The organism is Psychrobacter sp. Ps7 (genome assembly GCF_022129225.1).
GTDB lineage: Bacteria > Pseudomonadota > Gammaproteobacteria > Pseudomonadales > Moraxellaceae > Psychrobacter > Psychrobacter immobilis_A.
In genome coordinates this window covers 1-24069 of sequence record NZ_JADQAH010000040.1, presented here as the reverse complement: position 1 = coordinate 24069, position 24069 = coordinate 1, and the positions used below count along the sequence as shown (strand labels likewise).

Genomic DNA, 24069 nt, shown 5'->3' with positions numbered 1-24069 from the left:
GGGTAATCCCCCAATAAATAAGGACACTTAGAAATAGAGATTAACTGCTAAAATATATCAGCTGGAGAATCCTATGAAAAAGACACGCTTTACTGATAATCAAATCGTTAATATCCCCAAACAAGCAGAACAGGGTGTGCCCATCACCGAGCTTTGCCGTGAGCATAATATTACTCAAAGCGCCTTTTACAACTGGCGCTCTAAATATGGTGGTATGTATGCTGCGCTCATCACTCGTCTTAAATAGTTTGAAATTGAGAATGCTCACTTGAAGAAGTTGTTTGCCGATGAATGTCTTAAATCAGACATATTACAGAATGCCATGTCAAAAAAGTGGTAGTGCTACTCAGGCGAAAAGACTTGGCTTGTCACTACATTAAAGGCCGTGGCATAAGCATTTGCAGGGCTTTCTTGATCTTTAGTATTAGCGTCACCTGTTATTATCACAAGTCGGTAGCAACGGATGATAATAAGCAGATAGCGGACTTACTAATAGATCTGACGCAGCGGAACAAGAATTGGGGCTTTGGATTGTGCTTTTGACCCTGCGTAACGTGCTGGGACTGCGATACAATCATAAACGAGTGTATCGCATTTACCGTGAGTCTGAACTGAACCTGAGTATCAAACCTCGCCGCCGAATTAAGCGCGCCAAGCCTGTGCCACTTGCTGTACCTGATAAGACAAACCAAAGCTGGAGCATGGACTTCATGCATGATGCTTTAACTGATGGACGAGGGTTTAGACTGTTCAATGTCATTGATGATTACAACCGTGAAGCCTTAACGGTTGAGATTGACTTCTCATTACCCGCTCAAAGAGTCATACGCAGTTTAAAACAGCTGATTGAATGTCGAGGTAAGCCTGTTCAAGTAAGATGTGATAATGGACCTGAATACATCAGTAATGTGCTTAAAGATTGGGTGTTAGATCAAGGTATTACGATAAGCTATATTGAGCCTGGCAATCCACAGCAGAATTCTTATGTCGAGCGCTATAATAGAACGATGCGTTATGATTGGTTAAACCAAGAGCTGTTTACGGATTTAGACCAAGTCCGTAAACAGCTCTTGGTTATATCACTACAATCACGAGCGCCCGGACATGGGCAATGGCGGCTTTAAGCCAATACAGAAACTAAACCACGCAGCTTAATTCTATTTGATAAGTGTCTAATTATTGGGATGATTACCACTATTTTTACAATCTTCCAATGTTATTAGTTGCCACCAAATAGTTTACCTAATATAGACAATACCCCTAAAGTTAATAATATATAGGCGATGACCTTAAATGTCTGAGAACCTTGACTCTTATCAATGACAGCAACATCATTTTGAGGCGCTAAAACCTCTTGAGGCGCTGTATTTGTATGGGTGGCTAACCTATGTGGAATATCATACTCTTGCACAAAAATATCACTTAATTTAGGTGTTGGAGCAGGTGGTGGTGACTCTTCATTGATTACTAACCCCGTATCGGGCTCTTTTTTATTCTCAGCTAATGTAGCTTTACTGATATCTCTTTTTTTATGTAAAAACGAGCGCCACTGATGGTTTATTTCTTGCTTGATAATCCCACGAAAGTATTCAAAATCCGAGTAGTTAATTTTACCGACATTTAATGGGATGGTAGAGATACCCTCCATTTCAGGTGACGCCCAAAGTCTGAAAAATATCAAATTATTGCTGACTTGGTAATCCTCAATCCTCTGATCTTCAGTGAATCTAATAAAAGCATCGATAGGTTCTTTTGAGTTGTTTTTAAAGCAGACAAAAATCTGTCTGACTTCATCTTTATTAATGTTTCTATTGTAACTTTTAGCCATATCTATCGAGTAGTAGCTGTTCAGTGTAAAACCCTCTACCAAACAATCCTTTCTCAGTTTTTTGGTGACCTCTTTTTCATCTACGATATCTAAGGCATAATTTTCTGGATTAATCTTACTCAATTCAAAATAATCCAGTTTAATCTCAGCATCATCCATTAAATGGTGCTGAATAAAGATGCCATACTCTATAGTCAAGTCATCAGCCAACGCTGGCACATACAACAATAAATTAAATCTCATTAATACCTAATCCCTAATTGACGATAACTGCGCCACAACTATATTTACAGGATACTAAAGTCATGATGACGTCTGACTATGCTTATAATCGAAGCACTGATAGCATGTTAATAATTCAAACTCTCTAATGCGACGATCGCATCATTTTCACCAAGTTTTGCCGATTCACTATACCAATACCTAGCTTGTTCAATATCAAAATCTAAGCCATCGCCATTTTCATAGCGTTTACCTATAGCGTACATCGCTCTTTTATGGCCAAGTTCTGCAGATGCCATTAATAATCTAACCCCTTCTGACTCATTTTTTGCGATACCGCCTGTACCGTTTAAGGTGTAAGCTGCTACTGCATATATCGCTGAAGCACTATTTAAACCAGCTGCCTTTATGTACCATTTTGCTGAGGTTTCTAAATCTTTATCGACCCCTTCTCCTATACTATATAAATATGCTAAGTTGGTCATGGCGCGAGGATAATCAGCCTCAGCAGCATAACTATGCCACATGACGGCATAATCAAGATCTTGACTTACACCTAGACCCTCTCTATATATCCAGGCCAGCTGATTCATAGCCCCTGCATGCTGTTGGTTGGCCGCTTGCTCAAGCCAAGATTTAGACTGCTCATAGCGCTGAACTTGATAGTAATAAACACCCAGTAAAAACATAGCATTAATATTTTGGTCAGCAGCCAAGCTCTCAAGACTATCAATAGAGCTTGAGTCAAATCCAAAGCTATCTAACCACTCTTGAAATATATCGATATCTCTAGATTGGTTTTTAACGTTGACGATAGTGCTTGCCAGCAAAATGGGCGCATATGGGTTGCCACTCTCATCAAGTAAGCTTTGATATCTCTCTAGTCGTTGCATATCATTGGGATAACGCTCATCAACTGCTGCCAACTCATCAGCCCATTCAATCTGTTTTTTATAATTTTCTCCATCAACAACATCGCTATGTGGAGATACTGGGATATACGCGGGCTCCACATCAGCAGGCTCGCTAATATCATATCTAGCAACCTCTTCTTCATAATAGGTATCAGACTCTGAGTCAAAAGCGCCCGCCGATATAGCCATCAACAAAACGCCTGTAACACTCATTAAGGTATATTGAAAGTTTTTATTCATTTAAATTAAGCCGTATTACCTAGTATATGATTTTATACGATATGATAAAAGGAGGCAGTAGCACTTTAACGTTCTAAAGCCGATACTTCCAGAATTTCACTATCGCTGCATTTAATGTTATGCCATCGCTTATGGGTCCAAACCCTATCTAAGCTGGTCGGTCGCTGTATACAATAACCAAGACCCTCTTGATTAGATTTTTGGATAATACTGAACACCATCGTGTGTCTGGGTGGATTATAGTCTCTCACCATATTACTTACGCCCTGACCACTCGTCCAAAATGCTATATCGTATTCATCGCCTATCTTGTCTAATAAACTCTCAGGAAGTCTATCAACCATCTCATTCTTGCCATGCGCCCTTTGCCAGGCATGAAACCCATCGCGCAAGTCTTTAAGATCTTGCTTTGAGAATTTTTTTTCAATAGCATAAGCCTCTGTTGACTCTGTTGAATGTGGTGGCTGTAAATCGGTGGCAGCTTGCGCATTTGCTTTTGCTGTATCGCCTCTAATGATAGCGAGCGATTCAGTTAAGCTTTGGGCTTCAATGAGCGGATCTTCTAGCGCCTCAAATCTCTCAGAAGGAATTTTAGGATACAGCTGTACAAAAATTTTATTCAGATTTCTTGTCTCAATGTCTTTTAGCTGACTGAGTGGATATAGCGTTTCAAGATGAATCGGCTCATGGGTCTCTGAGGTCAATAAATAAATACATTCTAACTGCGGTTGCTCTTCTAACAGCGCATAGACATTAATAAAACAAGAGATAAATAATGACAAATCATCCTTCATTGGAATATCAGTGTCGCTAAGATTACCAAACGGAGACTCTTTACGCACCACGTTGAGCCATTTTTCATTAAGATTTTCTAAGGCGTTAATATCTATACATTGAGCAGGCGAATGGTCTCTATACTCTAAAATAAGATGGCATTCAAAAGTATTATCCTCTAGTTTTTCCTGAGTTGACAACCGCCATAATACCCACATACCCTCATTCATCATTGCGTTTCACCACACATCATGGTGATATCAATCGTTCGGGGATATAAGCTTTCGATGTGCTGTTTGGACTTATTTGCCAGACTTGAGATGAGCTGATTATACTGAAAAGTCTTATCGACTAAGTTCGTGCAATCAGAATCAGAGGTGCAGCCATCTCGCTCGATAGAGTACTGATTATAGTAGTCGGTATTGATAGCGGTACTGTCTGCAGCATACTGCACTGTGATACTCTGAGCGTTTTTCTGGGCATCTGGCATACCAGAGCTGACGCCAATACATGCTTTTTGAGCATCAACAATAGGAATAGACAGGTAGTTATCGACCACGTCTAAGGTATCTGGTGCTTTGGGTTTGATGCTATAACCACTCTGTAGGGGTAAGTTTAGTCTCAGCGTACTGCCTGTTTTTGAGCGAAACAGCGGACCATCAGGACAAATTTTGTCACGATTGGTCTTAGGGTTTGGATAGGGATAGAAAACAATATTACCCTTCTCGCCCCAACTGATATCATAGCAGTTGCTTTGTTCTTCACTAAGAGAGCTATTAGCATCAAATGCACTAATATAAGGCTTAGCGTTTTCCATAGACAGATCCAAGATGTTTTTTGGACTTATTATCGGTGCCGGCGAGCTAAATGCCCCATAGATTTTTGCATCATCCGTTAATAGTCGTAACTGCGGTAAAAACTCTGCTTGGGCAATCACACTATTGGGATATTCGTTTTGCGCATTGATGAGATTTTGTTGAATTTTTTCTATTTGCTTTGCATCATTGGGCTGTTTGGCTAACCAAAAAAAGTGTAGATGCTTTTGTGTTTGTGCCAGCTTTTTGGTTTCATTATTCACCGTATAATACGTGCCAACGAATGGCGAGCGCAGCGATAATAAACCGTTTGAGAGTGCTGAGCCTTTATTTTCTGCGGTGACGTAGCTGCCGAGAAAAGCATCATACTGAGTTTCAAAAACGGTTCTTTCAGCAGGTAATAAATGCATATCGGAGACCACCACGACTGAACGTTGCTGTAATTCTGGCTGCTCTCGGTAATCCTGCAAGATAAGACCAAGCTGAGTGTACTGACCATTTAGGTTGCATCTACCTTGCATTAACTGATTTTCAAATTTTTCAAAGGGAATATAGATGGCTTTATCAGCAGATTCCTCTTGCATAAAAATCAGTATTCTATCGTCAGAGCGGCGCACAGACTGTATAGCCTGCACCAGTTTAGTCATCGGAATCGCCTGTTCGGTCATGCCCAATTCGGCATTAAAATAACCACACATGCTTGCTGAACCGTCGATAATATAGTCAATCGCTGATGGGGTATTGGCGGGTGGTAATATATCTAAATTCAGTGCAGGCATCACGTCAGGTTTTGTAGCTTTGGGTGCGACTACTGTCTCAGGTATCGCTACCTCTGCCGGTTGCTCGCTACAGCCGCTTAATAACATAACGGACAATGCGGCGCTGAATCCATAAGCATATTTTGATTGATAAAATTGCATCAAGTCGTCTCCAGAGATTCGCCCATTGTCTTTAGCGTACCATTTATCTTTTCGACGTCATACCACGCTTTGTTTTTCCACAATGCGGACATCGAGTTAGGTTTCTTATAACAGTAGGCATAACCCTGATTGTCATGTTTAATCAGACTAATAATAGCGGTACGCGTCGTATTTTTAGTGATTTCGACAGAATCTAAACCATCACTTTGTCCCCAAAACTCTATCAAATACTCTGAATCTTTAAGTTTCCGCTGAATATCTTCTGGTATCAAGTCTCTCACATCAGTATTACCACGGTTCGTTCGCAACCAGTTTTCAAAAATACTGGCTAATTGCGTACGATCCGATTGATTTAAGTCATCAATGATTATGAGTGCAGGGGTCTCTGCTAACCATGCTGAGGATAACTCGTTATCTATCTCAATAGGGGCAGTATGCTGCTCATCAAGCTTACTTTTCAGAAGCTCAATATCAGATACCAGTTTTTTATTCTCTTCTTGAGCACTGTTAGCTAACTTGGTTTGTTTGTCAGACTGTCTTTTTAAATTAGCGTTATTATAGGCTAAGCTTTTATTTTCATTTTTCAGCTCATTAATCTTACTGAACAATAATAAGCCGCCACCAAGCAGTAATAATAGTAAGCCACCACCTAATAAATACTCCATGCTCATCCATGAGGGTTCTTTATCAGCGACTTTTTTATCAGTCGATTGTGAAGTGGTAGCTACCGGTGTTTCTGCTGTTTCTGCTTCTTCTTTTTCATCAATATATTTATCTAAAGGACTGGTAGCTGATTTACCTTCTTCCGAGGTAGGTTTTGCAGTTGTAGCGGGGTTTTCAGTAGTAGAGCTCTCTATTTTAACGTCTACATTTTCTGTTACAGCGCTATTTTCTTTGTTTTCATTATTTTCGTTGTCAGGTAAACCGACATCTACCTTTGTTAAGGTATCATTCGTTACTGAATTCACCTTATCAATGTCGTCTGCAATTATTGGTCTTGCCAAAACATCTAGGTCATCTTCAGCCGCCACCGCTGATAAGGGTAGCAATAACCCCACAACGATAGAGGATACCAACATGGCTTTAAGCGTCTTTTGAGGTAGTCGCACCTGCTGACTACAGATAATCTTTTGCATTATTCTATTCCTTAATTATCTTGTAGTTTTTGGGTCATGGCTAAGTAGAAGTTCCAATGGTCTGTGCCACTACCTGTACCTGTCAAATACATGGCATTGATATCATAAAAATGAGCGCTGCCGTATTTATTATTGGTAAATAAATACGCCACTTCTTCGGTATTGTTCCAGTATTTTTTGGTATAAGGGAACAGCTCTTCTAATATAGGCAGCAAGTTTTCTTTATCCTGCAACGGCTCAATCAAACGTGGGCTTGAGTCATCTTTATTATATTCGACTAGCACCGCGCTTGCTGTTAGGTTTTTATCGAACATATTTGGGGGATAAAGTATTTTTGGATTATCAAGTACGCTGCTGATTTTATTATTATACATATCATCCGCAATCCTACCCGCGCCATCACGAATCATATGCTCTTTACTGTTCTCACCGTACGTCACTTTCAGTGTGATGTCGTCACTGCCCGTATAATCAGCAAATACTGCCTGCCAGACTTCAGGAGCATAATGATCACCATTAAGCGCTGGATGCTTATAGGTATCGTGACTGAAATAATCGCTGAGCTTAAAGCCATTACCTTGCAGGACAATATTAAGTTTTTGGTTTTTCAGCCCACTTACTGACTCAAACCCTGCTTGCTGTAACAGGAGTTTAATTTTTACAAAGATATATTCATAAATACTCTCAAAGAACATCTCCGCTACTTTTGCCACTGATTCTGGGTCACGAAGATCATCAATAATGCGGTTGCCATTACGAATTTGTAATTTCAATGCCGATGCCGATAAGGTGTCATAATATTTAGCAGACGCTTCATCTGACTTGATGCCGACTTGTTCTTCTAGATATTTACGAATCGGACTGTGTATAGGTTTGAGTAATGCGGTTAATAAATCATTACCTGCCCATTTAATACTGCTTGAGTATTTTAAGCGTTTTAATTCATCGCCTTTATCGATATAGGACAGCTCGATATCGATATCGGTCGTACCACCACCCATATCGATAATGACATAAGATTCATTAGGGTTAATCATAGACATCTGTAAAGCGGCATCGGTCTCTGACACCTCTATCATGTCAGGTTTACGAACGCTGACACCGGTTTGCTCGGCAAGCTTACTCAATATAGTGCCCACTTCTCGAGCATAGGTATTGGCAAAGGTGGTATTTTGGAAGGTAAAGGCATCAGGACGCGTCGCATAAACATAGTCGATATCGGTCACGCCAGAATATCTGAGGCGTGCCAGCACCCCTACCATCATCTGCTCTATATAGAGCGCGCGCAGTTTATTAGACAACTGATAATTCGTGCCGCCCGTTTCTTGTGGCCACTTTATGTTGCCATAAATACGCTGAATGTCATTGCTTTCAAGCAGACTATTAAAGAAATTCAGTCGCGCTCTATCTGAGCTTGAAAATCCATAAAAGTCGCTACATAAAGGGGTAAAAATAGGCGCTTCTAAATTCAGACCATTAATCAGCACTTGCGATTTATCGGCGTTCTCTTTCATTGCTTTTAACTGAACAGCGGTCTGATTGGTGCCATCTGGGTTTTCACGTATACTAAGACCCAATAAAATCTCACTAGGAATTGTATAGCTATTTGCTTGACTGACGTTAGCCTGACGCTGTAAGTAGTAAGCACTGCGGTTTTTTAGCCAATCATCTCTACCTTTATCGTCATCGGATTCTGAATAAACCAGCCATTCCATTCTTGGGCTATCTGCTGTGTTGGCAAGATTGAGGTTTTCTCGTTTAACTTGACCTTGATCGTTATACGCCATCGCCATACAGGTATTTGAAGTACCAAAATCCAGACCAATACATTTTATATGGCTATTACCAGACTTGACATCTTCGGTCAGTATAATCGGCTGCGTGGCAATGATGGTATCGCCACAAGAGAGTTCGATAACCGCAGGGACAAAATTAATCTTTATTGGAATGGCGTCAAAGCCAAAGGCTTCAGCGTGTTTTAAATCCTGAGAATATATTGTAATGGTCATTTTCTCTGAGCCTAAAGCCGTCTGTAGCTTATTGGCAAGGTCTTGATAAACGTTACGCTTTTCGATATCTACGGAGATAAAGTAGTAATTCCAACCCTCTGCTTTGAAGTTTGGCCATACGCCCACCCCAAACGCTAAGTCATAAGGGGTAATGGCGATAATAGGTTTGGTCGCATCAGCACCTTGTTTAAAGTCCATCCAACCAAGCTCAGGCACATACAATTTAGTATATTGTATTGAGCATTCGTTATTACTCTCGCCGTTAAATTTGACTCTAGTATGTACCGATTCGCTATCATCTTTAGACAAATGCTCTATTACGGCAGGCTCAAGCCAGTATTCTTTTTTGACCGGTAAAAACTGTTCAATATTAACGATATTACCATTATTATCAGGCAACTTATCTAACATAACCACTTGTGGATTTTGAATCAAATAGCTACTGATATTAACAATCGATTTTGAGGTGCCAATCTCATCGAGCGTGACTACATTGCGGCAGCCTAATTCAAGTGGCGTACGCAGGGCAGCGACCACACTGTTTGCTGTTGGTTGAGGAAGATCGGTCAAGATACCTGTTAATGCGGTCAACAGGATGTTTTCGTTGGCATTTTCGCTACTGTTTTTACGACTCTTAAGGCGGACTCGCAAGGCATTGAGCTGTGAGGCAAAGAATTTATCTAATGAGGTGGTTTTTTGATTATCCCCAGTTGATTTTCTGGAGAATAAATCAACGTATCTATAACGCAAGCTTGGCAGTTGCATATTTTGTAATAAGTCAGCAAAGAAAGCTTGAGCGGTATTATTTGCCGCTAAACACCAATAATAGCCATTCCATAAAAATAATGGTGTGCGTTCGGCATCATTGGTGACGATCATACCGAGCTGAGTATCAGACCAGCTTTGGGTCAGCAGCTCGCGCTTGAGCCAACGATGATAAGCATTAGTGCCATCTAATGGGATAGCGGTATAAATGACTTCTGTCGACCCACTGATTAACAGCCAAAACGCCGCTTCGATAACGCGTTGGGCATATAGATATAACCCCACCTCCGTACTTTGGAATTTGTTGGCGCTGATTTTATAATAAGCAGTATTATCATTTTCTAATAACTGTGAAACAGTGACCTCATTTTGAATCTGCAAGCGCCACTTTTGTAATAGAAAAGACGCTAAAATATTGGGTACGCCTTGAGAGATACGCTCGTCCAGCTGAATAACGTTGATAAGATTGGCGGTGGTAGAAGTCGGGTGCAGCGCATCTAACCAACGTAAGGTTTTAGGGTGCTCGATGTCCATAATGTCAAGCGTGGCGACATCACCTGCCAATTGTAAGTTCCAGTCCATCGCGCCATAATGCGCGATATCGCCTTTTTGTTGCTGCATTTGCAATTGCACTTGGCTAATCGATTGCGCGTTATCAGACATCATTTTATATTCAGAGAACTTCTCTCCAAATTCTTCACTAGGTTTGACATACTGATTGAGATTTTTGAATATTGAGCTGGCAAGATTGCTGGCTAAACCTGCATATTTTTTCTCATCGCTACCACCTTGCTCTAAAATAGTATTGATTTTTGCCTGTAGGGTAGTATCGATACCACCATCTTCACTAAGGAGCGTATTCGCGACTATTTTAAGGGCGCAAGATTGCCATAATTCGTCTTTCTCAAAGCCTGTTTGCTCATTAGTACCGACTAATTGCGACCACAACGCATTGGCATTGACTGCGCTTTTGATATTATGATACGCCCTAAATTCTGGAATGATACCCGAAGCATTTTGATTATCATAATCATGTTTGCTTATCCAGTTCACGGTATCTTGATATTGCTTCTGTTCAAAGGTTAACGCGTCTTTTAAGTTGGTGTACACTACTTTTGGCACAAAGTTCACCGACTTAAGTCCCAGCCACGCTTTTTTACTTTCTAAGCCGATACCAAATTTCTCACGAACAGCGTCTAGTAATTGTCTAACAGCATTGTACTCTGGCGCTGAGTCACCTAATACCGCATGATTAATCACCCCTTCAGAATAATCACTCAAAACCTCGATAAAGGCTTGGATCACCAATATCGTTAAGGCATTTTTGACCAATAGCATCCAGAGACTGACGAAATCTTTACCTTTAGTAAAGTCTTGGAAATGTAGCGCTTTTGAGGTGTGAGGATGGAAATGCCCCTGTTTAATCTCATGAGACAACTGACTCATGGGCATAAAAAGCTCATTGGCATCAAAGTGCCTTGCAAAGCTATGCTGAACCGCATTCGCGGCGAGTAGATTGACCACATGAGTATGTTCAGGTTGATCAAAATCACCCGCACTGGGTCTTTGGATATCTTGCCACAGACTGCCCGACTGTATAAAAATAGAGCTTACGGCATTATTACTATTAGCCTGCAATTCATATTGGAAGTTCCTTAAGGCAAAGGCGGTATTACGTTTTAATTTGCCCACATCAAAGGCACTTCCGGTCGAGCCGTCTTCACCCGGTTTAAGCTGAAACCATGGCAGGGTTGCCACCGTTGCTAGATTTATTGTGCGTCCAGAGCTTGAGTTATTGATAACTTCATTAAACGTGCGCGCTAAAGTAGGAATGATACCGCTACCGGTACCCCCAAATACCGAACCGACGATGACAATGTTGCAATCCGTAGTATTAATCCCTGTGACATCATCATCGAATAATGAGAAAAATTCCTTTTGCAGCAATTGTCTATTATTGGTATCAATCTTGCCACTACTATCAAGCACCCGTCCAAGCTTTTCGCCAAAGATAGTTGAGCCTACTTTTGGATTGGCATGCATACCTTCAGAGACTTTAATATTAAGGTCTTGCTCATAAAAGAAAGCGTTAATCTCTTCTGTGGTATTGCTTTTTTGTGCCAGTAAAACGTTCTTAACAGTCAAATCGCTATTGGTAGATAAGTTTTGGCTATAAGGTCGAATAATATCGAAGTTCGCTTCTTTAGTTTTACCTCCTATACCTCTGTGGCGTAGATATTCATGCAGGCTTTGAATGTCGGGTACTAACTGACTTCTTCTATTGGCAATCTGCTGAGACTGAGCATCGGCATCAATAATATAAACATGCGGGATATCTGTCGAGCCGGCATTACCCAGTGCTAATAAACGTAAATAAGCATGGATAATATGCTGACCTGAACCACCAACTCCAATTAAAACATTTGACACGACACGCTCCTGCAGAATTCGAACAATGAAATATAACGAGATATAGTTATGAGATTTTGGGTTGAATCATTTTTAGCTTAGATAATTTTTCTGGATTAAATTAAAATAATTACTACCAGACTATCTATTATTGCTATATAGGAATTTAGCGGTAACCAGTGAATAAGTGAGTACACTAACCATCATAATAACGATGGCGCTGACGATTAAGCCTCCTAAAAATAAGGGAGTAGTAAAAGGTAGGATTTTAGTGAGCAAAACCGATTTGATATTCATACAGACCTGAATATTTAAAGGGTCTGATATTACCGCATATATGTTGGGTTTTATACAAGAGGCAGCAGATTGTTTGAGCAGGAGGTTTGGCAAAATAAATATTAACCCAGAGATTGCTGCGGCATACCCTGCATAGATAATTTTTGCACGTTTAACCATGATGCGTGGGTTTTTGCGATTACGATGAAAGAAGATAGCAGCAACGACAGCCCCTGTAAATATCGATATAAAAGTAATAAAAATATAAAATACCAACTGCCCCGTTTGTTTATAAGCAGGGGCTAATTCATTCATTTCCAAAACCATTAAACCACTGATAAGGGCTGCAATTATAGCTGCTATTGCTGCTGCTTTTATTATCGAATTATTCATGAAGCTCTCATTGTTATAGATAGGGTGATACAAAAATTAGGCAATGGTAAAGAAACCACATAATAAGTTTAGAAATTCATAATCAGATTTATATGTAGTTAATACGATAAACTGCTCAACTATAGGACCTCTTGCAAAATTACCAGCTCAATGACTTGCATTTATGGAATGAAAAGGCCTAACGATGACTTATACAAGAGGTCTATTATAGTTTTACTTTAATAGCTAATTAACTTTAGGTGGCTAATTATAATCTTGTTAAAGCTGTAATATTTATAAATTTTTCCTGAGCAAAAAAATTAATAACAAGAAATAATTTTGTAACTTAAAACAACTCTATTGAAACAATTCATTTACGTTATTTTACTTTAGTTAAAAAGTTATTTCTACTAAAAATCGATATTAGTTTTATTTCTCTTGGATTCAACATCGAAGTGCAACGCACCCGAATCTAGATTTTACCTCAAGCGGTGTTCTAAACCCTAGCACCTTTCTAGGTCGATTATTTAAACTGTCTTCAATCGACTGAACTAAGTGCCTGCATAGGTTATCTAGACGCATCGACTTAGGTAGAAACTGACGAATTAAACCATTGGTATTCTCATTCGTTCCGCGCTCCCAAGAATGATAAGGCTGAGCGAAGTAAATATTAGCCTTTAACGCGGTTGCCATCGCTTCATGGTCAGCAAACTCTTTACCGTTGTCAAAGGTGATGCTTAACGCCTGCTCACCTTTTAGCATGCCAATACAAGCTTGTGTGACAGCTTATGCCTTGCGATTGGGTAGCGCTTTGATCTTAGTCTCTCTAGTCGTTCTATCTACTAAAGTAACCAGAACACCTTGATGTCCATGACCAACCACCGTATCTCCTTCGTAATCGCCCATACGACTGCGTGTTTCAATGATGCTAGGACGCTCAGTAGCGCTGATATTTGATATCTTTGCTCTTGAAAATATCACAGCGGTTCGCTATTTTCCCGCGCCTATCATTGCCTTGCAGATACGGTCTCTTATAACGCTTTTGACATCTGAGTGTGTTGTGTAGATCACCCCCTGCCTTTCTGTCAGTATAGATGTGTTGGTATATCGATTCATGGCGTGGGACATCTTCCCAAACCAGCATCCTCAGTCGCCCTGTGATTTGCTCAGGTGAGTAGTGCTTGCTGAGTAGATGCTCAATATAGCACCAGCCAAAGCGGCTGATCTGTGTGCTACTCTTAACTTTGCGCGCTTTTGCCAAACGATGGGCTTGTTTGGGGCGATAACCCTTTTGTCCTATATTTCGCCTTATCTCTCGACTCACCGTTGATTTATGACAGCCGATAGTTCTAGCTATTTCACTGAGACTCTTTTTAGCTTGCAATAGCGCTGATATTTGATATCTTTGCTCTTGAAGATGTGTATAGTGTTTCATAACGTTCTGATATGTAGGAGTTGAAGTTTGAAATGCAACACGGTACATCTTACTCTTCAACTCATTCTTTTAAAACGTTGCACTTCTTATTTGAATCTAGGTCTCTTTAAACATTGTGTTGTGGGATATTCATTCATATACTTTATCAATATCTAATATGCTAGCTATGCTTCAAAGATTAAAAACTGACAACTGCTGTCAAGTCAGTAGAAACAAACTTAGGAGGTTTTAGTAACGCAGCCTGATAATAAAAGTCAAACCACGCTTTTCTTGGTGACCTATCCCTAAGTGGAACCAGTGAAACCGACTGCTTCTAACCAAAGTCATTTGTCATAACGTTTCTATATGAACAACCGGCTGTTTTTAGATTTTTTTGCGACTTGAATACTGTTTCAAATTCATACGGTTCAGGGCATTTACTGCTATAGTCTTAGTTTTTATCAAATAGAACATAGTTCGGGAATATTGCATAATGAAGCTATCGACAAAATTTTTATTGGTTTCCATACTCTTACTCACTTTCGATGCAAATGCTGCCAATCCTACTTTTAATCATAAAGGGATACAGAAAGGTACTATCTCGGAATCTTGTTATCGAGATCCATGCAGTGTCGTAAAAGTAATGAAGTTTGAGATATTAAAGAAAACACCTCAAGCGACGTCTATAAAGCTAAAACTTGTTGGTGGTAGTAGAGAGTGGGATGCAAAAAAGACGTTATGGAATCATGACTTCCACAATGTATATGTGACTTGCTCTATTAAAAAACCTACCGTAAAAATAGGAGATCAAATTACGATTGTACCTATCAATCCAGAAGGAGCTATTTCAGGTGTATTAATATCTGATGCTGAGTTATATCTACATACTTGTCATAATTATGATGGTGCAATTGAAGAAGCGGCTAAAAAATACGGTTATAACGTTAAAGAGTTTTAAGGAATACATTCACTAAAACTCTTTAACGTTATGGAAACAGTTGCACTATTCAGGGTATTTGCCATGCCTTATATTTAGATTATGCAATAATAGCTAATTTATCCAACATTCTTTTTGGAATTAAGGTTACAAGAATGAAGAAGTCACTTAAGTGGGTCGCTATTATATTTGTCGGTTTTATAATAATCGGAGTTATTTTTGGTGATAACTCTTCACAAACTGAAGTTAACGTAGATGAAAGCTCTTCTGAGCAGTTGGTCGTTGCTGACTCTCCTGAAGTAGCTGATACATCTGTTGCGGACATTGCTCAGGAAGAAGTTAAGCCTGAAGGGCTTAGTCGCCCACAAAAAAATGCAGTCAGATCAGCTGAGCAATATATAAATATGACAGGATTTTCACGCGAAGGGCTTATCGAGCAGCTTTCGTCAGAATATGGCGATGGTTATGGAATTGAAGATGCCACCATTGCGATAGATAGCTTGAACATTGATTGGAATGAGCAAGCTGTAAGATCAGCAGAAGAGTATCTTGATATGACAGGCTTCTCTTGTGATGGGCTTATCGAACAACTCTCATCAAGTGCTGGAAGTAAATATACTGTAAGCGAAGCAAATTATGGTGCACAACAAGCAGGTGCTTGTTCATAATATAATCGAGTGGAATATGAGCCGATAGGGTCACCTGTCTATTAAATTAGAGAGTGACGCCTATCATAGAACACCATCTGTAATCTACATACACAGCTTTTAGTGGCTATACCTAGTTTATCTTTTTGGTCTAGTAAACAAGACAAATAACCCTAAAATGATATCAACAAAGACCCAAAGCGTTAAAATCAGTCCCATTCCAATCGTTGATCCAATTGCTGCACCCGCTTGTTCATATTCATTTTGAGAAGAACTATAGACTTCAGAGACTCCCCCACAGGCTTTAAACGATGCAACGAGCATAAAAATATTAAATAAAATAAATAGCCATTTAAAAATATTTCCCATAAAACTTCTTTTGAGTTTATTTAAGGATGTTCCGCATGATGGACAATCAAGAGCTGTATCACTTACTTGACTTGAACATTCTGGACAATTTATTAATGCCATAGTTAGAACTCAAATTAAAAGAAATAATAATTATACCCTATATTTGTTTGCTTAACTTTCTGAATAGCTATGTTTTGCAAGCACTAGGTGAATAATGAGTATATCGGTGATAGAAAACGCTCTTATTAGGTGTGGCAAATATAGTCAAGCCCACCTAAAAGTGTTATAAACTAATTATCAAACCCAATTGTTATTATAAAGACCATGACTTACTCACTAGATTTTCGCAAACAAGTGCTAAAAAGCTTAGATGAGGGTATGACCTTTGCCGAGGCAGCTGAATTCTATAATCTCAGCCCAACCACCATACAAAACTGGAAGCGGCGTGTTCATAGCAAAACAACCAGGCAAACCAAACCCTATAAAATACCAGATGACGTGCTACTTAATGATGTTAAAGAGCATCCCGATGATTACCAGTATGAGCGAGCTCGTCGTCTAAACTGTAGTAAAACAGGCATTTATCATGCCCTAAAGCGCCTAGGCATCAGTCAAAAAAAAGACCTTAGAACACCCAAAAGCCTGTCCGATCAAAAGAGCGATATACCACAGTAAGCTTGATAACTTTAAACAACAAGGCTATCCCATCGTCTATATGGATGAAAGCGGCTTTGAGCACGAGACCATTCGCTCTCATGGTTACGCGCCTATTGGTAAACCCTGTATCGATAGTTACAACTGGCAAGGTAAAAAGCGAACCAACGTTATTGGTGCTCTGTATGAAAAGATGCTGTTTGCACTAGATTACTTTAAGCACAACATTAACAGCAGCATATTCTACGACTGGTGCAAACACAAACTAATCCCAAGTCTCAAAACCAAATGCGTGATTGTGATGGATAACGCCAGATTTCATAAGAGTAAGCGTATTCAAAAGCTACTTAATAGACATGGTCATCGTATTTTATGGTTGCCACCGTACAGCCCAGACCTAAACCCTATCGAGAAAAAATGGGCTCAAGTGAAGTTTCTACGCCAAGGCTGGATGGAAAATGACTTATCCAAATTGTTTTATGATATTTGTTCAAGGCATAACACTTTTATTTTGAACTGACTATATTTGGCTAAAACTTTGAATATTCAACACGCCCTCATAATTTTTCTAATAATTCACTTTTTCGTAATCAACTGGTCTTTGAACATTGATATAAATCCAAAACTAAATACTAAGAAACCTAAGCCTGCTACTAGTTGCTCAAAAATTGTCGTTTGATGATCCCAGTCATATAGCATAATTATTATTAAAATACTTATAACCCACGCTATGGCAGCATATAGAATTAACAGTATCCGATTGCTTGGCAGCCAATGGGTAGACTGCAACCATTTAGGTTTGAAGCAAAGCCATAGTGTTGTAATTGGGATCATTAGCATAGGAAATAAGAAAAATACAGCGATGTAGTTATTCATAGACAATTGTACGCTTGTTATAAATTAAACAATATTATCATATAAATAATAAATATAACTATTAAAATCATATCAAACTTATACTTACTAATCTTTTTCTCTAAATACCTAGCCTCCTCTACATTTTTTGAGTCAATCAACTTGCTCTTTTCAATAAACTTAAAACGTTTAATGTTAATAAAGATCAGCCAAATAGAAAGAGCTATAATAAAATAGCCTGCTTTAGGAGCAGCATCTTCAATAAAATCAGGAATCATCTTAACTATAAACGCAATTACTACTGGTATTACAAGCCCAGCCATCAGTAAAGCAGTGCTGAAGTGTACAAGAAAATCTCTATCTTTAGTATAAAGCTTACCTTGATTTGTTGAACCTTGTTGTTTAAGTATAAACATACCCAGAAGTGGTATGAATATAGCTAAACTTATAATTGTAACAGTAATCAAAAAGACATTGTCTAAGTAAAAATTAATCACAAGTAAGCCACACCCCATTTTATTTATTTATAATATTTAGGTTTTCTAAATGATAAGTTTTTTTCTAACAAATTAATTGAACGGTAACCATCCAAAGTGTATCCGAAACAGATTTACTTGAGTCAGACACCTTAACGCTATTTGATTAGTATCTTATGCTTGGCGGGGTTACTGGTCAACAGGGCTGATAATGCTGATGCCCGACTTTTTGAGCACATCAAAGCGGTACAAGGTAATGATATTATTTCCTCTAAATGCAATAGACTAGAACCTAGAATACTTATAGAAAAATTCTTTGCAAAAATAAAGCAATACCGTGCTATTGCAACACGGCACTATAAGTTAGCCATTCATTTTCTAAGCGATATTCATTTAATTGCCTCAGCTGTTGAGTCACTGTTTGATTTTGTGTATGTATTTCCTAAATTGCATTTAAACAGAATCTAGGGTACCCCGATGATCACAACTACAAGCCCTTCAAACGTTTTGATAGTTATTTCCGAAATTTTAAAACTGACCGTCAAAGTGAGGAGCGAAGGGAATATCGTCATCTACTGGCCCATGTGGAAGCCCCTGATTAACATTACTTTTATTTATTTTATTGTTCGGTGTTTGCTGGTCGTTCTGAGGCTTTTGATGGTCCGGATGACTGACTTGTTTTGTGTTATCGTCATTACTATCTAGCATCTGCATCTGGTCAGCGCGAATTTCAGTCGCATAACGGTCGCTACCGTCAGGGGCTTGGTACTTACGAGTGCGTAAGCTACCCTCAATATAGACTTTGCTACCTTTACGCAGATACTGAGCAGCGATTTCACCTAAACGATTAAATAGTGAGACGCGATGCCATTCGGTCGCTTCTCTTTTTTCGCCACTTTGTTTATCAGTCCATTGCTCAGAGGTCGCTACTGAGATATTGGTAACACTACCACCGTTATTAAATTGACGTGCCTCGGGATCTGCACCGAGGTTGCCGATGATGATGACCTTATTGACTCCGCGCATAATATTTCTCTCTTAGTTTGGTAATTATTTGAATTATAAATCGTAGTAGTTGCGCGACATTTCCACACGCCTCTTTGCTTGCTCTATAAAGGTCTCATCAGGTTCAATCTTTACTGACCTAATGCGTTTGTGTTTACGAAACCTGGCGTTATCCATTACAGTCACACAGGGTGTATTTAAGTTTGGAATAAGTCTGTCTTTGTACCCGTCATACATCACCTCTGAGCTCATATTCTTATGTATATACTCAATTGCTACGCTCTTTTGATTGCCAGTTGTAGCAATCGGACAGGGTTACTAGCACATAGCCATAAGGAAGACTAATTTAAGCCTCACAGCATTTTTCACCCATATAAGCAATGGGATTTTTGCTACAGGAGAGAGAGTTCCAGGTTGTGAGTACAGTTTCTATGTGTGGAGTCGCGTTCTTTAAGGAAGAAAAACGCTAGAAGTTCGTACAGGTTCATCAGTCAGAAAATATGGGAATACTTTTCTTAGGTAGTTCGCCCAAAACCTATCCTTGTTAGTTGATAGGTACAATTTAAATGGCATTCTTATTGGCAACTCTGTGTGCGTACAGTCTGAGAACCCGCAGATTGGCGGCTTATTAGTGGCGAACAACACAGTATGTATGATTAACTTCAAGAATTTTGGCGGTGAAATTTTATAAGCAGTTACAACACTTTTAGGAAAATCTCACCTGAATCGTTATTATGAACTTAACTTATACTTAATAGTTTATATCTTGGAAACTATGAGCATGGATTTCAGTAATATAGACTGGACGATTATTCAGGTCATTATATTTCCTAGTCTTTACTGAACCCTCTATGTATATATGAGATCCCTTTTTAATATGTCTCAAAGCTATATCCGCTAATCTCCCTTTAACAACAATATTATGCCACTGTGTGTTTTCTTGTTTTTTACCATTTCTGTCTTTCCAGCTTTCGTTGGTGGCTACTGAAAAACTAGTAATCATATTACCATCTTTAAAAGATACTCCTTTAGGGTCAGCACCTACATGCCCTATTATCAATGCTTTATTGACACTTTGTTGCATAATATACTCTCAGTAACTTTTAACGATTTATAGTTTTTTATATACATGTTCTACATGGGACAAAGTTAAGATGTACTAGAAGGCGCTCTTCAATTCCGGACTGATCAAAGTTAGATTCTTTTTTTGCTTTTTGCTCGATAATAGCTATCGCTAACTGCTTATGATTTGCGAGTTCATTTGCTAAATTTACTGTATCTTCATCTCTTCCTTTCATTACCCATCTGATAAAGCTGTATTTTCTAAATCTTAAGTTATATAAATCTCTATGTAATGAAGATGCATTTAAGAATTCAATTAAAGCTTTAGATACTTTTTCTAACTCTTCATCTAACTGTTGTGAGGTTAAACCCTGTAAATAGCTTAAATCCTGCAAAGTAAAACTATCAACTCCTCTATTTTTTTCAAATTTCTTCTGATATATAAGTTCAGGTGATACTCCAAATTCAGCAGCCAATATAAGGCAATGTTCCATATTTGAAAGTTCTAAACCTTTAGCTCTTATACGATAACGAGCCACCTCGGCAGGACCTTTCAATCTTATGATATCTGGTATTATATAGTCATCAAAATGCATTTTTGCTTTCTGACAATCCTCATTATAGTGATATGCTGGTTTATGGCCTTCATTAAGATACTTCATCTGATCTATTATTTCGATAGGTCTTAACTCAGAAATATTAAAACTTCTACCTAGGAAAAATGCTTTAGCATGCTTTAAATCTTCCAACTCTTCGTCTGACAAAATATCATTGATTACTTCACTCTTAATATTTAACTCTTTAGTGTCAATTTCTGCAGAGTCAATACTTTCAATTAAACGCTTTAGATTAGCATTCGTAATATACATATTCGCCTCATGAAAATTAACGGTTTTTATAATACTAGCACTTAATTTAAAATAGTGCTCTATACCTAATGGCATCTTAAATTATATAATTACTCTAAACGTTAAATTAAGTCGTGATTTATTAACTTTCTTTCGCTTAGGGACTGCATGTTGCCAGTAACTTTGTAATTCACCAGACATTATTAGCAATGTGCCATGTGCGAGAGGTATAGTCAACTTTAAATCACGATTTGCATTATTTCGGATCTGAAAATCGCGGGTTGCACCGAAGTTGACAGAGCCTATCACTGGGTTTATACCTAGCTCTTTTTCATCATCAGCGTGCCAATTTAAATAATCGTCTCCGTTACGATACCAATTCAGCAAAACACTATTAAAATGAACACCTGCAACCTCTTCTACTTTTTCTTTGATGTAAGTTAACCCCTTATTCCAAGTGTTGGGCTGTTGTTTGATACCTGAATAGCTGTAAGACTTACCCTCATCACCATACCATGCTGTCAATCGAGGTATGGGTTTGCGCCCGTACAGATTGATATATTCTTGTTGCCATGCAATATTATCGAATATCAGTTGTTCAAACTCTTTAGTAGGAATAGATTTCCAGTCGCTCTCTATAGAGTAGTGACTGTTATTTTCCAAAAAATACTCAACACTTCGGTTACTGATTTTTTCGTCAAAAAAATTAGGTGCGAAAAATAACTTACCATTAGGCACTAAAATATCAAAACCCTTTATTCTTGGATTCCACTGATAAGAACAGCCTGCAATATCATTAGGGAACTTAAAAGGTAAAATGTGCTTATCGGTGTCAAATAAGTCCATAGGGTTCTCTCTTAATAAGTTGTTATACAAGCAAACATAGCTGTGTAACTCTTATTGTTGCGTTGAGTATTAAAAGTGTTTAAAGCCATATGAGTGGCTATTTTTCTTACTTTTCTAGGTTCTTTTGGGTCTGTTTTTAAAACAAGACATATTTCATCCGTTGGATCATCAACATGTACATGCTTATTAACAATATACTTATAGAGCTTTAATATATTTTGTTGATCATTCATATCGTCCACTTCGTGACTTACGACATGAATATAGTGCGTGCCAATCGTTGAAGTAATGGTTTCAAAAAACTCCAAAAGATTAAAGTTATCAGTAAGGGTTATGTCTAAAATCTGTGAAAATATATGAATTGTTACTTTGTTGGCGTCAAATGATAAATCGTCATTATCCAACTCTTCTAACTTTTTATGGATAGTCCGGATAGTGGCATCTGGAAACTTTAACTGTGCAATCGCTTGCGCTCGGTTCAAAGCAATCTGTGATGGCTCAATAAGAATGACAGACTTGAGATAGTCTTGCCATGTTTTGTCATCGTCATGACTCCATCTACAGACTAGGTTCAAAAAGGATAACCCTTGCCCGCAACCATAGTCAATAATTGTGGTATCGCCATCAATCATACTAAACTCAAACTGTTTCTCCCATTGCTCATTACCCATTTTGCCATAAGAATACAAGTATTGATCTAATTGGTCAGTATCATCGAAAATACCTCTACCTCTACTCAGTGCTTCTGGTCCATATTCATAAGGTTGGCGTTTGTATTTTTCTCTAAGTGTTTCATGGGTTAAGTTATCCGCAGTTAATGTGCCACTATTAATGGCTTCAATGACTTTATCGGTCATAAGGTATCCTATTCAAAATATCTGTAGAGATGGGTGGTTTATTTTCTAATAATGAAACTGAACTCAATCTCAAGGTCTATAGCGACCTTTTTTTTAACACTTCAACATAACTTCCTATAACTAAAGCTTCTATTTCATTATGAGGTTCATGAGCCTTATATTTCTTATGAAGCACTTGCTAATCAGCTGTATACTTCGACAATCTTTAAGCAAATACTCTGCTAAATATACAGATAAATCACTAGTAAACATATTTATGACTGCTTCTTTGGTAACCATATTAATCGTATCTATCGTAAACGCAATTTCAATAGATGTCCTTACTAAAACGCTTCGACTTTATCCGAAGCTATTTTTATGAAGTTTTTAATATTTACACTCAAGGCCTGCATATATGTATAAATTATTATTTTCTCTAAATTAGTTGACTAGAACCCTGATATTGGCGAGGATAAGATATAGAAATAGCCATGCATTACTTGATGACAGCTAAATTGAATTAGGCGGGTAAGCTTATGAGCAACAGAGAACAGAAAGCCTTTAGTTTCCGTCAACAACGTTTTGCCTATCCATCTTCTCATGCCGCTAAACGTATCTTTCAGCGTACATCTATAGATAGTTTAGAGTTAATGAAACTGCTTGATAATGGAGCATGTGTGAACATCGGGCAAATTGCAGGTTCATCTCGTCGGCATTTACTATTTTTTAGTCAAAAAGATAAATTCTACTATGTAGCAATTCAAGATGAACGTTCTGGTAAAATCATTACAATCCTACCTCCTGCTTATCATAAAAATTCAGCATGGAAAATCACTACTGAGCAATGCCTATTAGCTAAAGAACGCTATGAACGATACTCAGAACTGGCTTTAGTAAAAAAGTCTATGAAAAAAGCAGAGAATAATACACTTTCATTTGACAAAGAAAGCCAACGATCAACTCACTATCGTACAGTAACTACAACTAAACGTGACTATAAAATATGGGTCCAAGCACTTTATATTAGTGAACACTTAACAACTAAACGCAAAACCTTATTTAAAACATCGATAGATTTCTATTTAGATGATTTTGAAATAAATATTAAGGAGTTCCTAAAAAATCCAGTACTGTATGAAAAAATTGATAATGGCATTAAAAACAAAAGACTTTTGCAGGAAACTATTTATGCCTTGTGTTTTCGAAAGAAGAAAGATAGCTCAACATTTTATATTGTAAAACTGCGCAATGAGTACGAAGCCATAACTCATGCAAAGAAATATAAGAACCAGATCCAACATATGAAACAAGTTTTATCTTTTTACTATAGTCCTAGTCTAGCTTTACCTACTCCAGCCTCTATGAAGTTACCACGCTTATGCTGGGAGCTTTTTTAAATTAGATATAGTCAGTTCTTTTTAAATAAGATACAATCGTTTTAAAACAAGCGAAATGGCA

The 24069-nt window shown here is 38.3% G+C and carries 21 protein-coding genes and 2 pseudogenes; 7 read left to right on the top strand and 16 right to left on the bottom strand.

Annotated elements, in window-relative coordinates; genetic code table 11:
• Positions 1–73 precede the first annotated feature (73 nt).
• Positions 74–1155: pseudogene (locus I3257_RS11900) on the top strand (IS3 family transposase).
• Positions 1156–1219: 64 nt separating this feature from the next.
• On the opposite strand, the gene I3257_RS11895 reads toward I3257_RS11900, so the two are convergent.
• The 9 genes and pseudogenes from I3257_RS11895 to I3257_RS11855 form a co-directional block, all read right to left on the bottom strand.
• A complete protein-coding gene (locus I3257_RS11895; RefSeq protein WP_238049874.1) occupies positions 1220–2071 on the bottom strand; it encodes a hypothetical protein in 852 nt (283 codons plus the stop codon).
• A gap of 107 nt (positions 2072–2178) precedes the next feature.
• Entirely contained in the window at positions 2179–3204 is a 1026-nt protein-coding gene (locus I3257_RS11890; protein ID WP_238049873.1) for a tetratricopeptide repeat protein, read from the bottom strand.
• Between the two features lie 65 nt (positions 3205–3269).
• Positions 3270–4211, bottom strand: coding sequence for a hypothetical protein (locus I3257_RS11885; protein WP_238049872.1), 942 nt, complete (start codon positions 4209–4211; stop codon positions 3270–3272).
• Positions 4208–5713, bottom strand: coding sequence for a hypothetical protein (locus tag I3257_RS11880; RefSeq protein WP_238049871.1), 1506 nt, complete (start codon positions 5711–5713; stop codon positions 4208–4210). The genes I3257_RS11885 and I3257_RS11880 overlap by 4 nt, the downstream gene beginning before the upstream one ends.
• Positions 5713–6849, bottom strand: a complete 1137-nt coding sequence (locus tag I3257_RS11875) for a hypothetical protein (protein ID WP_238049870.1) — start codon at positions 6847–6849, stop codon at positions 5713–5715. The genes I3257_RS11880 and I3257_RS11875 overlap by 1 nt, the downstream gene beginning before the upstream one ends.
• Before the next feature lie 11 nt (positions 6850–6860).
• The gene (locus tag I3257_RS11870; RefSeq protein WP_238049869.1) at positions 6861–12053 is read right to left on the bottom strand and encodes a tubulin-like doman-containing protein; all 5193 of its coding nucleotides are present in this window, start codon (positions 12051–12053) and stop codon (positions 6861–6863) included.
• 120 nt (positions 12054–12173) lie between these two features.
• Positions 12174–12701: a hypothetical protein gene (locus tag I3257_RS11865; RefSeq protein WP_238049868.1), complete on the bottom strand. Its 528-nt coding sequence runs from the start codon at positions 12699–12701 to the stop codon at positions 12174–12176.
• A gap of 423 nt (positions 12702–13124) precedes the next feature.
• Positions 13125–13451, bottom strand: a pseudogene (locus tag I3257_RS11860) (IS30 family transposase); the annotation flags it as partial.
• A gap of 15 nt (positions 13452–13466) precedes the next feature.
• Positions 13467–13661, bottom strand: coding sequence for a hypothetical protein (locus I3257_RS11855; protein ID WP_238049866.1), 195 nt, complete (start codon positions 13659–13661; stop codon positions 13467–13469).
• 926 nt (positions 13662–14587) lie between these two features.
• Here I3257_RS11855 and I3257_RS11850 point away from each other — a divergent pair.
• Both I3257_RS11850 and I3257_RS11845 read left to right on the top strand, forming a co-directional pair.
• A complete protein-coding gene (locus I3257_RS11850) occupies positions 14588–15052 on the top strand; it encodes a hypothetical protein (protein ID WP_238049865.1) in 465 nt (154 codons plus the stop codon).
• A gap of 134 nt (positions 15053–15186) precedes the next feature.
• Positions 15187–15699: an Ltp family lipoprotein gene (locus tag I3257_RS11845; RefSeq protein WP_238049864.1), complete on the top strand. Its 513-nt coding sequence runs from the start codon at positions 15187–15189 to the stop codon at positions 15697–15699.
• Positions 15700–15816: 117 nt separating this feature from the next.
• Here I3257_RS11845 and I3257_RS11840 read toward each other — a convergent pair whose 3' ends face one another.
• Positions 15817–16149: a hypothetical protein gene (locus tag I3257_RS11840; RefSeq protein WP_238049863.1), complete on the bottom strand. Its 333-nt coding sequence runs from the start codon at positions 16147–16149 to the stop codon at positions 15817–15819.
• Between the two features lie 204 nt (positions 16150–16353).
• On the opposite strand from I3257_RS11840, the gene I3257_RS11835 reads away from it, so the two are divergent.
• Positions 16354–16704, top strand: a complete 351-nt coding sequence (locus I3257_RS11835; RefSeq protein ID WP_082894279.1) for an IS630 transposase-related protein — start codon at positions 16354–16356, stop codon at positions 16702–16704.
• Positions 16679–17203, top strand: a complete 525-nt coding sequence (locus I3257_RS11830) for an IS630 family transposase (RefSeq protein ID WP_346014818.1) — start codon at positions 16679–16681, stop codon at positions 17201–17203. The genes I3257_RS11835 and I3257_RS11830 overlap by 26 nt, the downstream gene beginning before the upstream one ends.
• 373 nt (positions 17204–17576) lie before the next feature.
• Here I3257_RS11830 and I3257_RS11825 read toward each other — a convergent pair whose 3' ends face one another.
• Entirely contained in the window at positions 17577–18035 is a 459-nt protein-coding gene (locus I3257_RS11825; RefSeq protein WP_238049862.1) for a hypothetical protein, read from the bottom strand.
• A gap of 159 nt (positions 18036–18194) precedes the next feature.
• Here I3257_RS11825 and I3257_RS11820 point away from each other — a divergent pair, with 159 nt between their 5' ends.
• A complete protein-coding gene (locus I3257_RS11820) occupies positions 18195–18482 on the top strand; it encodes a hypothetical protein (protein WP_238049861.1) in 288 nt (95 codons plus the stop codon).
• Between the two features lie 60 nt (positions 18483–18542).
• Here I3257_RS11820 and ssb (I3257_RS11815) read toward each other — a convergent pair whose 3' ends face one another.
• From ssb (I3257_RS11815) to I3257_RS11795, 5 genes are all read right to left on the bottom strand, one after another.
• The gene (gene ssb / locus I3257_RS11815; RefSeq protein WP_238049860.1) at positions 18543–19040 is read right to left on the bottom strand and encodes a single-stranded DNA-binding protein; all 498 of its coding nucleotides are present in this window, start codon (positions 19038–19040) and stop codon (positions 18543–18545) included.
• Positions 19041–19770: 730 nt separating this feature from the next.
• Positions 19771–20103: a single-stranded DNA-binding protein gene (gene ssb / locus I3257_RS11810; protein ID WP_238049859.1), complete on the bottom strand. Its 333-nt coding sequence runs from the start codon at positions 20101–20103 to the stop codon at positions 19771–19773.
• Positions 20104–20140: 37 nt separating this feature from the next.
• Positions 20141–20950, bottom strand: a complete 810-nt coding sequence (locus tag I3257_RS11805) for a hypothetical protein (RefSeq protein WP_238049858.1) — start codon at positions 20948–20950, stop codon at positions 20141–20143.
• Positions 20951–21031: 81 nt separating this feature from the next.
• Entirely contained in the window at positions 21032–21775 is a 744-nt protein-coding gene (locus I3257_RS11800; protein WP_238049857.1) for an alpha-ketoglutarate-dependent dioxygenase AlkB, read from the bottom strand.
• Between the two features lie 11 nt (positions 21776–21786).
• Positions 21787–22632 carry a class I SAM-dependent methyltransferase gene (locus I3257_RS11795; RefSeq protein ID WP_238049856.1) on the bottom strand — a complete coding sequence of 282 codons (846 nt, stop codon included), beginning with the start codon at positions 22630–22632 and terminating at the stop codon, positions 21787–21789.
• Between the two features lie 515 nt (positions 22633–23147).
• On the opposite strand from I3257_RS11795, the gene I3257_RS11790 reads away from it, so the two are divergent.
• Positions 23148–24008, top strand: coding sequence for a hypothetical protein (locus tag I3257_RS11790; RefSeq protein WP_238049855.1), 861 nt, complete (start codon positions 23148–23150; stop codon positions 24006–24008).
• The last annotated feature ends 61 nt before the right edge of the window (positions 24009–24069 follow it).